Below are 16,250 nucleotides of genomic sequence, written 5' to 3'. Positions count from 1 at the left end.
TTAGGCTGTTGTCTCATGTGTGGTTGTTATAGGGAATACAATTGGTTGTTCCCTATCCAGCTCTTGCAGTTTTGCCTGGTAAAGGGATGCGGCTACGGACATTAATTCCTTTATCCTGTCTATGAGGATAGCAGCCTTTTCAGCAGGTACGGTATAATCTTCTTTATAGCGCGCATCCGAATAGGCTTTGTTTAACAGGTTGAATAGTTCCGTTTCTTCCCTTGTCAATCGGGGAAAAATAACGGATAGCTCCATGCTAAAGTTGTCTATCAGGGTCAGTAAGCGGGAAAGGTTATGGGTAGTTGACCGGTAGCCAGTGATGCCCCTTAATAAAGCCATGCAAGTATGCTGTGCTGCCTGATGGAGGTTAAATACTGCCTGCTCCGGCCAGTTGTCCTGCTGGCAATCAGTGGCTGTCTTGAAAAACCGTTGGGCAGTAGTGAAACACCGGTTCCATTGAGTGGTAATCCTGTTTTTAATCTCTTCTTTCGTCGGTTCAACGGGCAGTTCTGCTGTGAATAGGTATACATTGCTGTAAACAGGTACCGCTTGACGGTAAACGGTAGTATCGAAACGATAACCGGCAGGCAGCCCTTCCATAAATGCTGAATACTTCTGCACCATACAGGTAATTTCACAGGGTAACGATGCCGCTTGCTGCTCTATTAACTGGATAAGTTCATATTCCGGTCGTTTTTCTGCATCTGTGGTTAGGATCATCAAGTCGAACGTTGTCGGGAATATCGTTTCCCGGTAACCTTCACCCGGCCAGAAGCAACTCCAATCCTGCATAATGGTAGTACGGGTGCCCAAGCACCAGATCAGTTCCGGTTGGAGAACAAGCAGAATTTTCTCTATTAGCTTTGCCAGTTGTATGACCTGCTGTTTGGACAGATGGGGTAAATGTGCACGCATAAGTACTTTTTTAGGTTGTTTAGAGGACGGTTTAGCGATAAACGGGAAGGGTTACAGTAAAAACGGTATTTCCCCGCTCGCTTTGCACAGCAAGAGCACCGCCCAAAGCCTGTGTATAATGCGCGCTAAGAAACAGCCCTAACCCGGTGCCTGCCAGGCCATTGTCTAACCTCTCGTATGGCATAAATAAACGGGAGGCTTTATCCGGTGGGATTTCCATGCCCTGATTGATAACCTGTAGGCAGATTACATTATTTTCCAGGCGGCACTTTACGGTAATAACAGTGCCGGGGTGGCTGTATTTAAGAGCGTTAGACAGCAGGTTTTGCAGTATCTGCCCAAGTTTCACAGGGTCTGTGGTAACCTGTATATTTTCCAGCGAGGGATGCAGTATAAGGCAAATATCCTTTTGTTGCAGGGCCGCAGTCCTTTCCTGTTGGCGAACGACCGGTGTTATCCATAACTGGAAATCAATCTGGCAGTAGACAGGTGTAATATCCAGTTTACCATTATGGAATTTTACGGTAGCGAGCATATTGTCCAATATATGCAAGGTATCCAGGGTTGTGGCTTCCAACGCCTGAAAGAAGGCCTCCGACTTGCTGCCTTCGCGGATATACCGGCAAACCTGGACAGTGCCGGCTACCTGTGTGCGTAGTTCATGGGCAAACATACCGAGGAACAGTTCTATAGTCTGTGGGGCGCTTTTTTGAGCTAAAGCAGCCGGTGGTAATGGGGTAACAGTGTTGTTTTCAAATGAGATTGGCATAACTGGCTAGTTTAATGGTGTTAAGGGAGATGGTTATCCATAACAGCTCCGGTAGCGTATTGCACCACTGGCGGCTGTTGGATACCTGATTCAAGTGGTAAATTACCATCCCCGGTAACCGTACCCCACTAAGCGAGCCTGTGCATTAACAAAAATTAGTTGTATTTTACCGGATAGTTAACCGGGAATAACCCTTGGTATCTCACCAACCCGGACGAAGTAGGATACCAAATTATTAGTTTTCAATATCTTTGTGACTATGACAATTACCAGTATGCCTGAAAAAGTACACCAAGGACGCGCGGTAAAACGCCTTAGAGAAATCCTGCATGTTAAACAGGATGTATTGGCTGATGCCCTCAATATCAGCCAGCAGAGTGTTTCCTTATTGGAAACCAAAGAAACCATTGAGCCGGAGCAGTTGGAGTTGATTGCAAAGACGTTGAAGGTACCGGTAGATGCAATTAAGAATTTTAATGAAGATGCCGCTGTTAATTACATTAACACCTTTCATGACAATAGCGTTAGTCATGTAATAGGTAATTACGGCACGTATAATTTCAATCCAATAGACAAATGGCTAGAAGCGTTGGATGAGAATAAAAAACTTTCTGCTGCTTTATTGAAGGAAAAAGATGAGAAGATTGCTTTGCTGGAAAAAATGCTGGCGGAGAAGAAAAAATAAAGAAGTATCTTTTTTTATTGAAGCCACTTACATTGTATAGGTGGCTTTTTTTATGACTAGGTTTCTAATTAATTTCCGAGTACTATTTTAATAACTAGTACCAATTTCACAAGAAATTCATATTTTATTAATTTAAAATATAAATTTCTTAATAAAAATTCCCATCAGCGAATGAGTGAAATAATCTATTAATAATAAATTGATAATATGTAAGATTGGACTCCAGTATACAAGCTGGAATTTTACAAAATTGTCAAAAAGGAATTGCTGAAAAAAATAAAATGAACGAAAAGACAGAAATAAATGTTTTACCTGAAGGATGGCATTGGGTCAAACTTTCAGAAATCACATTACCAGTTTCTAGAGTTAACAAGCTTTATGAAGATGCTAATACAGAATTTACATACATTGATATCGATTCAATAAATAATTCCGTTCAGGAAATTCAAAATGCTAAAATTTTAACATGGAGAAACGCCCCTTCTCGTGCACAGCAGATTGTAAAAACTAATGATATTTTGTTTGCAACTGTTCGCCCGTATTTAAAAAATATAAGTCTAGTTAACGATAGATATGATAACTCGATAGCTTCTTCTGGCTTTTGCGTCATAAGAACCTGTCTTGTCAATCCACTTTTCATTTATTATTATGTTACAAGCCAACATTTTATTGAGTCAATTAATCAGTTTTCCAAAGGAACGAGTTATCCTTCTGTGACAAATAAGGTGGTTTTAGATCAAAAAATACCTTTACCATCTTTAGAAGTTCAAAATCAGATCGTTGATAAAATAAGCACCTTATTGGATGAATTGAATGAAGCAGACATGTCATTGCGACATGCATCCAGACTTTGTTCAATATATGAATACGTAACATTAAAAGACGCCTTTGATGGTAAGTTAAGTGGTAATTGGAGAAAAACAAATAATGTTGAGTCCGCTTATGATTTTCTAACACAAGTAGCCAAATTCCGAAAAGAGACTTATGACAGGTTAACGGGAGAAGGGAATTTTCATGAAGCTAAGAAATTTAGTTATGATTTTGAATTCGCTCCTAATTTCGCCATCTCATCATGGGCGACCGCAAAGCTCGATAAGCTAATAAAAATATCAGCACGTGTTGGATGGAAAGGCCTGAAAAAAGAAGAGTATACTCAAGAAGGTCCCTTGTTGCTTTCCGTACATTCTTTAAATTATGGTAAGATTGTAAAGTTTGACGAAGCTAACCATATCTCAGAGTATAGATACAACGAGAGCCCTGAAATAATGCTTAAATTGGATGATATCTTATTGTGTAAAGATGGTGCAGGTATCGGAAAAGTAGCCATAATCAAACATTTGCCTTCTGAAGCTACAGTTAACTCCTCATTACTTGTCATAAGGGCGGAAGGTGTTTTTAAGCCAGATTTTTTGTATTATCTATTTAAAGGTCCACGACTGCAACAGCTAGTAAATGAACGAATTTCTGGCAGTGCAATCCCTCATTTATTTCAGAAAGACATAAAGGAATTCACATTAAGCATTCCTCCGTTACCTGAACAAGAACAGATCGTAGAAGAAATTGAATACAGATTCGCCCTTATAGATAACTTAAAAGCTGCAATACGTAGGAATGAAAACATGAGTAAAACACTAAGAGAAGTAGTATTAAACAATGCTTTTGCTGGTAAAATGACTACTCATTTAATAGATTCTGATGTCGCTGAATTATTAAGTGAAATAAAAAAGACTATAGATGAATTCTCCCACTCTCAAAGAGAGCTTCAAAATTCAAGAAAAATTAAACCCAAATCTATGGAAGAAAAGAAAACTATTTTGCAAGTGCTAGAAGCTGCATCGGGTCCCCTCCCAGCAAAAGATGTCTGGTTAAGATCTAAACACAAGGATGACATTGAATCATTTTATTCTGAATTAAGAGAAATTCAGAATAAAATTATAGAAACGAAAAAAGATACAGAATCACTATTATCACTGCGTCATGAGAATTGATATAATACATATCCGTTCGAGATTCAAAAACCTGGAGGATTTTAAGATTGATATAGATGAGAATTCTATGGAAACAGTGCTCATTGGATTGAATGCAACAGGTAAATCTAATCTAATGGAAGCACTTGTAGTTATTTTCAGAGACCTAGATTTAGACCGCCCCCCACAAATCTCAAAATCAAAAGATCCTTTTGAATACTATATAAAATATCAATGCCGTGGAAATGATATCGAAATAGACTATTCCACAAAAGATGGATATACTTTTATAACAAACGGTATCAAGTTAAGTAAAACAGGGTTTTATAAGAATAAAGATTCATTTCTTCCTAAGCACGTATTTATATATTACTCTGGAATTAGCGAAAGGCTCAAGGATCTTTATTATGATCATACAAAAAAATATTATGAACAAATAATTAGAAAAGAAGCAAAGCATACACGTTTTGACTCAATTCCTAGGATATTTTTAGTTCAAAATATTCATTCTAGTTTCGCATTGATTGCATTTTACATGTTCAAAGATCAGGAAAAGGAGACCATTCAATTTTTGAAAGAGGAGTTAAAAATTGAAGACTTTGGTTCTGCATTGTTTATACTGAAGCAACCTGAGTGGTCAAAGTCAAGAAAAGAACATGATAGGTTTTGGAATGCAGGCGGTTTAGTGCGGAGATTCTTAGAGGATTTATATCGGTTTTCAACTGCACCAATATATCACGAAGAAAGAGTAGCTACAACTTATAAGAAAAGTGAAACTCAAAGCCGCCTTTATTTATATATAAAAGATCGCAAAACCTTTCAAGATTTAGTCGATACAAAAATGTATTCAGATAAAATACCCTTATTCAATGCTTTAAATAGCATTGAAATTTCAGACTTATTATATGATGTAAAAATTAAGGTTGCAAAAGAAAACGTTAACGGCGAATTAGGGATGAGCGAATTAAGTGAAGGAGAAAAACAGCTGCTTACTGTTCTAGGTATGCTTAAATTCACGAAGGACGAGGAATCTCTTATTCTCTTAGATGAACCAGATACGCACCTAAATCCTATGTGGAAATGGAAGTTTTTAGAGTATTTAGATAAAGTTGTAAAACGCCCTGAAACAACACAAATAATATTCTGTACTCACGACCCATTAGTTATAGGTAATCTTAAAAAGAATCAGGTCCAGATATTCCAGAAAGATCCAAAAGGAAAGACTACTGCATATAATCCGAATGTAAGTCCACGAGAAATGAGTTTTTCTAAAATTCTTACTAGTGAGCTTTTTGGTATTCCGTCGTTAATGAGTAAAAAACTTGAAGACTTGCTTAATGAAAAACGTTTCTTACAGGCCAAAATAACTAAAGGGCCCCTAGATGAAGAAGAGAGAAAAATTTTTGAGCGTTTAAAAAGATATTTTGACAGGATTGGTTTTAATGACGATACAGTTGATTCGAGATATAATAGATTTCTTCAATTAACTAGCGAAAAGCAGGAATTTGTGAATAGGAAGTATACAAAAGAAGAGGAGAAACAGCTTGATGAAATAGCAAGAGAAGTTTTAGAGCAAATTATCAAGGAAGAAAAAGAAGGAGGTGTTGAATGAGATATATTGACATAACTAAATTGAGAGAGAAGGCAATAGAAATAAACTGGGACAGTATTCGAGGTGCTCATCTTTTAGCAATGCAGGGTATGTCTGAAAAGGACAGAAAAGAATATATTAATAATCATCCAGATTGGAATCAATTTCAGGCGGCAATGTTGTCCCTTTCCCATAACAAATGTTGGTATTCTGAAAGTCAAATTGGAAATAGTGACTTTGAGGTCGACCACTTCAGACCTAAAAACCATGCTAAAAATCATGACAAAGCGATTATAAAGGAAAACGGCTATTGGTGGAAAGCATATGACTGGGATAATTATCGGCTAACAGGAGCTCTCGCAAATAAACGGAGAAGAGATCGTTTAAAGGAAAATGCCGAAGTTAAAGGGAAGGGAACCTATTTCCCTCTGGATCTAATAAATGGAGCAATAGCAGAGGATGAATCTCCTATAGGTTGTGAAGTGCCACTACTATTGGATCCTACTAATGAATATGATGTAACCTTACTTTCATTTGATGAAAAAGGAGAACCCATTCCTGCTAGTCAAGATCAATATGAAGTTAACCGTGTTACTCTGTCAATATTATACTATCACCTTGACCTCGACCAATTGAATATAGAAAGAAAGATAGCGTGGGATGACTGTGTAGTGGAAATTAACGATGCAAAAAAAGCAATAGATGAGTCCCCTAATATAGCCGCCAAGTCGTTGATGATGGCCAAATGTTTTAAAGGATTAAGAAGGTTAGTAAAAGAAAATGATCGTCCCTATACGTGCGTAAGAAAAGCTTGTCTTTTTGTATATTCAGAACTCGATGGGTACAATTGGTTAAAAGATTTTATAAGAACATTATGACGAATAATTTAGTTGCAAAAATTTGGTCTTTCTGTGATACTCTTAGAGATGATGGAGTGAGTTATGGAGATTATCTAGAGCAGATAACATATTTGCTATTCCTCAAGATGGCAGAAGAACATACTCTAAATAACAATAGTAATTATAACATTCCCAAAAATTGTGAATGGAAAAGTTTATTAGGGATAGATGTATCTCAGTTAATTAATGTTTATGCTAAAAACCTTAAAACTCTTTCTGATTCTGGTGGAATGCTTTCAAAAATATTTAATGGTGCCCAAAATAAAATCCACGATCAATATAAGCTCCGGAAATTAATTGAACTTATCAATGAAGAAAACTGGATTTCAGAATCTGTTGATGTAAAAGGAGATATTTATGAATCTTTGCTTCAAAAGAATGCAGAAAGTAGTGGTGCTGGGCAATACTTTACACCCAGGCCTATAATCCAGGCAATGGTGGAATGTATATCACCTAAACCAATGGAAACAATTTCTGATCCTTCATGTGGGACTGGTGGTTTTTTCTTAGGTGCATTAAATTATATCAGAGATAATTATAAGCTTTCTAAAAAGGAACAAGATTTTTTAAAATTCAAGACTTTTCATGGCTGGGAAATTGTTCCTTCCACAGCACGTTTATGTTTAATGAACCTTTTTTTGCATGGGATCGGTGATTTAAAAACAACTCCAGACATTGAGGTTGCAGATAGTTTAAAAGAATCTTTGAATGAAAAAGTAAATATAGTCCTGGCTAACCCACCTTTTGGTAAGACTAGTAGTGACATTATAACTAATGATGAAAAGAAGGCCAAAATTGCGGGATACTTTTATAGAAAAGATATCTGGACAACAACAAGTAACAAACAACTGGCTTTTCTTCAACATATAGTTAGTATGTTGAGTAATGAAGAAGGGAAAGCTGCAGTAGTCCTTCCAGATAACGTCTTGTTTGAAGGAGGCGCAGGTGAGACCATTAGAAAACGTCTTATTCATGATGTGGATTTACATACAATTTTAAGATTGCCTACCGGTATTTTTTATGCGCAAGGAGTTAAGGCAAATGTCCTTTTTTTTGAAACAAAGAAAAAAGGTAAAACACCTGCAACAAAGGATATTTGGATTTACGACTACAGGACCAACATACATCATACTTTAAAGAAAAACACCTTGCAATTTGAGAATTTAGAAGATTTTGTTGATTGCTATAATCCCAAAAATAGAAATAAAAGAGTTGAAAGTTGGAGCCAGGAAAATCCTGAAGGTAGGTGGCGAAGATTTAGTTATGAAGAGATTATGTCAAGAGACAAGGCAAACCTTGATATATTCTGGCTTAAAGATAACGACTTAATCGACTTTGATAATCTCCCAGAAGCCGAAAATATAATTAATGATATTATTGAAAATTTAGAAAGTGCCCTTGCTAACTTCAAAACAATAAGGGACACTGTTGCGGAATAATTAACGAATGAGGATATGAAGGTAAACACAAGTTCAAAATATCATTCGTTATTGTTTTAAATTAATAACTAATAGAAAATGAACAACGCTATTTAGTACGAATAGGAACAACAGGAAAAGGCACTGCCTATACTTTTCTCGCAGATAAATAAAAAGGTGTTATATAGGTCAAGGGGGCCACATATGGGCGATCAAATAAAACAAACTTCACAGCCGGCTGAAAAAATTTATTTAAAAATGACCTCTATGAGCTAAACCAATTATAAGTCAGCAGACAAGAAGGTGAACATGGGACGTCCACCTTCTTGTCCCCAAATTTTGGCAAGTCACTTACTGCCCGAAAATTAAGTGAGATACCTCTTAATAATCTCCATGTAAAAAACAACCTCCAGTGTTATGCATTATAAACTGTAGCCTTGTTCTAATATAAAGGGTAACACCTAAAAAATCATAAATCCTAAACGATGCACAAATGCATAAAATATAGAACGCGTAACTCTGATCAAAATATAACGTATATTGGTAAGAATTAACCTGCTATGAAAGTGTTGCGAGGATTGGCATATCAGCCCATTATTCCATGAGTATGATCGAACCTATGAGCATCAACAATTTTTAAATTGGCTGGTAGGAATTCCGATCAGTGATCCAATAGATTTATTGTTTATTAACGGAGATGTATTTGATCCATCTACCCCTTCTACCAATGTGTCAAAAATACTTTATACGTTTTTAAGTCCGCAATAAAGATCAATCTTGAATTGCGGATCGTTGTTAGACCCCGAAACCATAAATCAGCCTTCTGTTTAGAATCGTCCACATCTTTATAGGACCATCCAAAAAGGATGTTATGGACTAAGCAATTACATTACGTCTACATTAGAATAATTTACATATGAAGATAAAGAACATTCAACAATATCGCAGCTTTTACAAAAATGAAATTCGTGACCTTCCAACAAGAGATGAACATTTCATTGGCAATTTTTTAATTGACAAGAAAACTGGTAAAAAGAAGTTTGGATGGTTTGAGGTATATCATGGTGATAAAGAAGGTTATGGCAAGGCCGAAGCGGGTATAGAAAATTTCTTACAAAGCTTCCTGGATATGGCGAAGGATGGGCAAGCTGTTTATGAGTTTTTGCAAAATGCCGTCGATGCCGGAAGTACCCATTACACGATGGTTTGGGGTAAAGATGAAATTGATGAAAACCATTATTTGTTAGTGGCAAATAATGGAAGAATGTTTAATTTGGACAGCATTCGTTCTATTCTTAATGTAGGTTCCTCTACCAAAACAGCAGATAGTCAAACTATTGGAAAGTTTGGTATTGGTTTTAAATTAGCTCATCGTTTAGTTGGTAAAGACAATGGTTTACAAGAATTAATCAATGAAAATTCAGGCCCGATACTATTTAGCTGGAAAAATTATGATCTTGAAAGTCTTGCAAAATCAGAGCCTATCATACCATCTAAAATTGAGTACGAGCTATCAACTAATGGCAACTTTAATGTTGAGGACGATAACCCCTGGTTATTCAAAATCTTGATTACTTGCTTTCCCTGTTTACCCGAAAATGACTTGATTCAAGAATTACCTAAAATGGCAAACGGCATAGCAGCCAATACAAATCCCTTCAGCAAAGCAGAATATGAAGTTTTAACACGTTGGGTGAAAAATAACCAGAGAATTTTAAACAAAGACACCTACAGCGAAGGAGCCTTGTTTTTTATAAAACTAGGATCTGGTAAGGAATCCGAATTATCGGAAATCAACCTGAAGGAAGGAGTGAAATTTGCTTTGGCCATTTTGAAAGAAACAGCCGATACTGAAGCCCAAAAGGAAAAAGTTCTACATACCGTACAGTTAAACAATGAAGAGCCTATTACTTATCCAGATTTAGAGTACATAAAGATCACTGTACATAAAGAGGCAGAACAGGATACCTACGCTTATATCCGTTTTGGTGTGGAGAATTACAATGAACTTACAACAGAACAGAAAAGGAGAATATCCGAAGAAGCAAACATTGAATCATTGCTTGGTTTTAGAAAGCACAATGAAATAGGCGATTACTTCAAGGGCGCTCCAAACCTGTACTTGTACTTTCCGCTTTCAGAAGAAGTACACAATTTTAATTATATATTACACTCCAACGCCTTTTACAAAGGAAGTTCTCGTACATTTTTACATAAAGGCAGTAGTAAAGAGGACGGTATTAATGAAAGGCTCTTAAAAACAATTGCAAACAAAATAGACAGTGAATTAAACCGACTTTCAGCATCCTCAGACCAAAAAGACAGACAATTGTTCCTGCATTTCTACGCAGCTTTATTAACATCTACAAAAAGCACCAATCAAGATAGGCTTTGGATAGAGGAACCATACATCAATCGCATCAATCTATTGCTTAAAAAGTACATTCCAGTTCGTCGCTCCCTAAATTCAGATGACTTTACAACAACCAGCAACCCGGAAAATGTATACGTCAAGAAAACAACAATAGAAATTGATACACAGGCTTGGGGATTACAAAACGTAAACTGGTTTTATTGGATTGATGATACAGAATTAAGTATTCGATTGTCAGCATTTGCAAAGTTGGGAATAAAAGACTTTGCGATAAACAACTTGCTATCTATAAAAGAAACCATTAGCGCTAATCTTAATAACTGGATAGGTAATGATGAAAGCAAAATAACAAGTATCCTTTCTGAAATTGCACTGTTAGATACAGAAGTAGTTAAAGCTGTAACTTTCAAAAATAATCTGTTCAATACAAAGCTGCTAAAATTCAATAATGAGGAACTATTAAGTATAAATGAATTTCAGGAGAAAGAGAAGGATGGCTATTTTATTATTTTCAATAGATTGAATGATATAAAAGATTTACTACAAAAATTAGACTTAAAATATACGAAGGAAAACTTTGACGATTTTAGTTTCAATCCAAAGTACTTTAACCTCTTTGCAAATGATTCGCATGTCAGAAATTACACCATCCTTACAAGGTTATTCAGTAAGGTGGTTGTAGATGAAAAGCTTAATACTCTTAACAAATCAGAGAAATATAGAATATTTGAGGCATTCCGAACTTTCAATGAAAGTCCAGGAGAAAGAATGGGGGAACTTAAATTGTTTAAAAACAACAATAACAACCACGTTTGCTTTAAGAACCTTTATTCAAGTTCCTCTGTTGCTTGGTTAAGTAAATATTGCATAAGTAATTCAGAGGACAACTCTGCCTATAAAAACTATCTCTTAGACAAGCCGGAGGAATTGTATCAGGGCATCATCTATCCATTTTGGGTGCAAATCGCCAATCACATAGCCTCTAATCCAGAAAAATCGAAGGAGGTGCTGGATGATATAGTAAGTGCTTATGAAAAAAGTAATTGGCAAGAAAAAGGGAAAAACTTACTTCGTAATTGGGAACAGATTATTTTTAAATCGGAGGTAATTGAATCGGAAGAAGTCTACTTTAATAATGAACTGACAGAACTCTCTAATGAAGTTTACAAGAGGATTCAGGTAACCGCATTGAAATATTACGATGTTCATATACCTGATAAGTTTTTACTTCCCTATTTGGATAAGCCGCCTTTTTCTATTACATCGATAACCATAGAGCCAACAATAGAAGATACAGCAAGCAGCGTAGAGCATATCAACGATTTACTGTTATTCTCAAAAGTTTGCAACATTGATTTCTTTTCATCCAATTGCGTTATGCTGACAGATGGGATCTATTACATAAATTCCACTTCAGAAATAAAACAAATAGCGACTACTAATCCATCCATTGTAAAATACATTAATACCTACTATCCAAATAAATATATACTCATACCGGAAATATTCAGTACATATAGATCAAAAATAGCGCTATCAGATAACATATTGATTGAATATCTAATCACACTTTTTGATGAAAAGAGTGATGTTCAAGAGCTGGATTTAATTGAAGTGGTTTTGCCAGAACGTTATGATGACAAAAAGGCTCTGTTAGAGAAGCTCACATTCATCCAACTAGATGCAACCTGGTCGGCGGAAAGGAAAAATGAATTGTACGTAAAACTATTAAAGGAAGTAGTAGAGGGAAATGTAACACCGGATGAACTATCTGCGTTACATAAGAAAATATCCATCAAAAAGGATGATCAAACAATTATTATAGGTGATATTGATAGTGCCCATGATTCTATTGAAGTACAAAGGGGTGATAGAAAAATTACTTTATCACAATCCCAAATACTGAATCTTGACAATGCCGGTAATATCAAGCTCGTTCAGGCCTTTCATGATGAAGCCAAGAAAAGAGATTTACTAACCCAAACTGTTGCGGATAGTTTGTTTAAAATTTCAAATGTTGGCATCACTGATGAATTGGTGGCGATATTTAATGGAAATTTAGAAAGTAAACATCTTGAAAATGCACATCAGTTATTATTTGTTTGGCTATCAGGAAAATTCAACAAGGAGAATATTAACGAGTATTCCCTCAAATCAAAGGATGGAGAATGGTATAAGTTAGAAGGACAGTTAATTATTTATTCAGAAGAAAACGAAAAATATATAAAACCCTCCTTTTTACTAAATGAAAGATATAACGGGCTGCAATCATTATTACAATTGAGTGATTTAGAAGCTTTCAATTACAATGATGCAGAAGATGATATTATCGTTTCGCATTTCTTATTTGTAAAAGGTTGCACTACAGATGTTTTAGAAAGTACAGAACAGATAAGTGATAAGCTCGATTACTTATACAAGGGCTGGCTAAATCTCTCTTCCGTTCTTAGAGATTACAAACGCAACCAGGCTTGGGATACATATTTGAATATTTCCCCCAATCAGTTTGTTCTAAATGGCATTCAAGTACAAGAAGAAATCCTACCTAATGATTTCATTAGCTGGTGCAAATTTGATAAAAAGAAAGAGGAATTTTTTAAGGCTATTGGTGTTTATGTTGGAGATAGTCCAATTGAAAAAGTAAGAAAGTATCTGACAGGTAAAATCAAAGAATTACCTGTAGATATTGAAATAGAGAGGTTTAATGAAACATTGCTTTTAAATTCAATTAATGGGCTTGCAGGAAGCTTTACAAACCTGAATAATGAAGCGACCATTTACAATGAAAATAAGCACCATTCTCAACTTTCATTTATTGAAAAAATAATTAATCACTTAGCCAGCAAAGGATTAGAAAAAACCCCTACAGTTATTTACAACACTACTGATTCATTTAAAGTTTTGAAGTCCGAGGAATTGTCTGTTAACGTAATAGATGCAATCTTGCACGATAAATTAAAGGCAGCTAATGGCAATAATTTAAACCTGTTATACAAATGGTATAATATTTTAAAACGATCAACTCTGTTAAATAATAGCATCATAGAAAATTGTGATGAACTAAAATTTAAGAAAACATTTGTTCCGAGTGAACTGCAATCCGAGCATGATGAGCCTTTCTATCATAATTGGAAAGCCGAAAATGGTATTAGGCTATTTAGAGAAGCTGAACTGAATTATGATATATCAATTGACATTAATGGGGAAACAGCTTCCATAGGTAAGATATCAGAAGGAATGTTTTATATCGATAACGAGGCGGAAGGATTTCAGGAAATTTTTTACACTAAAAAGGCTTCCTTAGAAGAGTTGAGTGACGCTCTTTCTTTAGAACATGACACTATTGCTGAAGCTGTTAATGATCTTATAAGAAGAAGGAATATAATGCTAACCAGTATTTACAACACATTAAACTCTGCCGGAAAGAGTGAAGTCAAAAGTTCACATCTAGAAGCACTTGAATCAGCATTTAAAGAGGAAAACTTAAAACAGGAAAGGAAAGAATTAATTGAAAGTATAAAAGCAAATAGTGATTACTCATATATTTGGTTCGAATCCTATCTGAAACTTCTGTTGACCTATGAAAGCAAGCAAGACACTACTACTCAGAAAAGCATTTCATTTCAGGAAATTAAAAGATTTATTATTAATGACGAAATTTCTAATAAATACTTTTTGCTTTGTGGTGCAAATTCTCTCATTCCTTTAAGCATAGAGGATTTCGAAGATTTTAAAATTACATTGGTTGTCAAAAATCGTCAGAATGAAAACATTAAAGTAGAAGGAGTTTCAAAAAAGGGGCAAGACTTATTGATTTATTGTAGGGAACCCATTCCCCAGACAATTATTAATACGTTTCCTGATGTCATACAGGTCAGGATAAGTTTTTCACCTGTTATCGATCTGTTAGAAAGGCTGTACAAAGCTTTTGTCAATAGGGATAATATGGATGAATGGATCGAAATAAATGACATACTCCCTAATCTGCAATTTATTTATGGTCCTCCAGGTACTGGCAAAACCACAACCCTTTGCAGTATGATTTTAGATGAAATAAAGGAAAACTACAATGCAAAGTATTTACTATTAACACCTACCAATAAAGCAGCGGACGTATTATGTAAAAAGTTAGTAAATACTTCTGGTCTTTCATCAGACATTATCAGTAGCAAGTTGAATGAGCTTAATACTTTGGGAAAATCAATAACCATCACCAGAGTTGGTAAGCCTACCGATCCAGAGTTGGAAGAATTAGATGAAGATATTTATCAGGATTCATTAACCATGCAACGATTAAATTATACCAATATTCTAGCTTCAACAATACATCGTATTCCTTATTTTGAGGTAATTGATGAAGAAGATGGAAGATATGTAAAACTTTTCAAATTAAATGACTATTGGGATTATATAGTTTTTGACGAAGCATCAATGACTAACTTGCCTTATTTAGTGTTCTCAATTTTGGCTATATACAAGGTTAATCCCAAAGCAAAATTCATTATTGCTGGCGATCCGAAACAAATACCTCCGGTAGTGGATGTTAATGATAAAGATCTTGAAGAATTGGATATTCAGGATGAAAATGTTTATACAATGATGGGCATTAATAGTTTTAGAAGTTCCGAACAAAATTTAAGGAAAGGAGATACAATTAAAAATCTTGACAGGCAATACAGAAGCATAAAGAAAGTAGGCCAATTGTTTAGCGATTTATCATACAATAATTTACTGCAACATGATAGGGAGGAGAAAAAGGAGAACGCGAAGCCACTTCCTGAAGCATTCAAGGAACTCATTAATCAGAATGTAACCTTTATTGATTTTCCGCTAAATGCGGAGAATTCAATATTTAGAATTAATAGGCTTTTGTATAGCTCCTATCACACTTACAGTGCAGTATTTGTCGCAGAATTGATAAAATATTTTGATTCTCTTTTAGCTGATAGTGAAAGTTGGACAATAGGATTAATTGCGCCTTATAAAGCACAAGCTATACTGCTTAATAAGCTAATTACTTCGTATGGCATCTCAGATAAATTAAAAATTTATTCAGATACGGTTCATGGTTTTCAGGGAGATGAATGTGATATAGTTTTCTTTGTTTCCAACCCTAATAACTATTACTACACCGGGCATGCCAAAAGTCTATTATCTAAAGAGTATATTTATAATGTAGCTATTAGCCGAGCTAAGGACTATTTAATAATTCTTCATCCGTTTGAGGCGATCCGAAATAACCCATTCATAAATTCGATAATTACATCTTATGAGAGGAATTTTGAAGTTCCGGTGGTAAGAAAATCGGAGGAATTTGAGAAAATAATTTTTAACCAAAAAGATTACATTCAGGAAAATAGCTACATAACAGGACATGACAACATAAATGTCTTTGGTCAAATAGAAATGAAATATTTCATTAAAGCAAACGAAGGTGCAATTGATATACAATTAAGAAAATTATGATTTCAATTTTTATATTTCATAGGAGTAGTGTAAAATGACAGAAACACAATCTTCCTTTAGAAGGATATTAACTTTTGTAGTTTTAAAGAATGATATTTACTATATCTGTGTAGAATTATGTATGTTGATGTGAAAACCATAGTCTCACCAACAAGCACCGTGAAAA

General features: G+C 35.1%; 8 protein-coding genes. 6 read left to right on the top strand and 2 right to left on the bottom strand.

Annotation, left to right across the window (positions count from 1 at the left end):
* Both U0033_RS30080 and U0033_RS30075 read right to left on the bottom strand, forming a co-directional pair.
* Window positions 1-915: a HEPN domain-containing protein gene (locus tag U0033_RS30080; protein ID WP_072363933.1), complete on the bottom strand. Its 915-nt coding sequence runs from the start codon at window positions 913-915 to the stop codon at window positions 1-3.
* A gap of 31 nt (window positions 916-946) precedes the next feature.
* Window positions 947-1,684 (bottom strand): sensor histidine kinase, encoded by a 738-nt coding sequence (locus U0033_RS30075; protein ID WP_072363935.1) that lies wholly within the window; start codon window positions 1,682-1,684, stop codon window positions 947-949.
* A gap of 274 nt (window positions 1,685-1,958) precedes the next feature.
* Between U0033_RS30075 and U0033_RS30070 the strand changes: the two genes are divergently transcribed.
* From U0033_RS30070 to U0033_RS30045, 6 genes are all read left to right on the top strand, one after another.
* Window positions 1,959-2,369 carry a helix-turn-helix transcriptional regulator gene (locus U0033_RS30070; protein ID WP_218164079.1) on the top strand — a complete coding sequence of 137 codons (411 nt, stop codon included), beginning with the start codon at window positions 1,959-1,961 and terminating at the stop codon, window positions 2,367-2,369.
* Between the two features lie 215 nt (window positions 2,370-2,584).
* Window positions 2,585-4,357, top strand: coding sequence for a restriction endonuclease subunit S (locus U0033_RS30065; RefSeq protein ID WP_143150858.1), 1,773 nt, complete (start codon window positions 2,585-2,587; stop codon window positions 4,355-4,357).
* Window positions 4,347-5,948: an ATP-binding protein gene (locus U0033_RS30060; RefSeq protein WP_072363940.1), complete on the top strand. Its 1,602-nt coding sequence runs from the start codon at window positions 4,347-4,349 to the stop codon at window positions 5,946-5,948. The genes U0033_RS30065 and U0033_RS30060 overlap by 11 nt, the downstream gene beginning before the upstream one ends.
* Window positions 5,945-6,805: an HNH endonuclease family protein gene (locus tag U0033_RS30055; protein ID WP_072363941.1), complete on the top strand. Its 861-nt coding sequence runs from the start codon at window positions 5,945-5,947 to the stop codon at window positions 6,803-6,805. Before U0033_RS30060 ends, U0033_RS30055 begins: the two co-directional genes overlap by 4 nt.
* On the top strand, window positions 6,802-8,265 hold the full coding sequence (locus tag U0033_RS30050) for a class I SAM-dependent DNA methyltransferase (protein ID WP_072363942.1): 1,464 nt from the start codon (window positions 6,802-6,804) through the stop codon (window positions 8,263-8,265). The genes U0033_RS30055 and U0033_RS30050 overlap by 4 nt, the downstream gene beginning before the upstream one ends.
* An 895-nt stretch (window positions 8,266-9,160) precedes the next feature.
* Window positions 9,161-16,084 (top strand): AAA domain-containing protein, encoded by a 6,924-nt coding sequence (locus U0033_RS30045; protein WP_072363943.1) that lies wholly within the window; start codon window positions 9,161-9,163, stop codon window positions 16,082-16,084.
* The last annotated feature ends 166 nt before the right edge of the window (window positions 16,085-16,250 follow it).

The sequence above is a fragment of the Chitinophaga sancti genome (assembly GCF_034424315.1).
GTDB lineage: Bacteria > Bacteroidota > Bacteroidia > Chitinophagales > Chitinophagaceae > Chitinophaga > Chitinophaga sancti.
The sequence above is the reverse complement of the archived record's forward strand: the minus strand, read 5'-3'. Positions and strand labels throughout refer to the sequence as shown.

What these genes read in the sequence shown, in the direction of transcription:
- U0033_RS30080 (WP_072363933.1), bottom strand. Translation starts at nt 915, where the DNA reads ATGCGTGCACATTTACCCCATCTGTCCAAACAGCAGGTCATACAACTG.
- U0033_RS30075 (WP_072363935.1), bottom strand. Translation starts at nt 1,684, where the DNA reads ATGCCAATCTCATTTGAAAACAACACTGTTACCCCATTACCACCGGCT.
- U0033_RS30070 (WP_218164079.1), top strand. Translation starts at nt 1,959, where the DNA reads ATGCCTGAAAAAGTACACCAAGGACGCGCGGTAAAACGCCTTAGAGAA.
- U0033_RS30060 (WP_072363940.1), top strand. Translation starts at nt 4,347, where the DNA reads ATGAGAATTGATATAATACATATCCGTTCGAGATTCAAAAACCTGGAG.
- U0033_RS30055 (WP_072363941.1), top strand. Translation starts at nt 5,945, where the DNA reads ATGAGATATATTGACATAACTAAATTGAGAGAGAAGGCAATAGAAATA.
- U0033_RS30050 (WP_072363942.1), top strand. Translation starts at nt 6,802, where the DNA reads ATGACGAATAATTTAGTTGCAAAAATTTGGTCTTTCTGTGATACTCTT.
- U0033_RS30045 (WP_072363943.1), top strand. Translation starts at nt 9,161, where the DNA reads ATGAAGATAAAGAACATTCAACAATATCGCAGCTTTTACAAAAATGAA.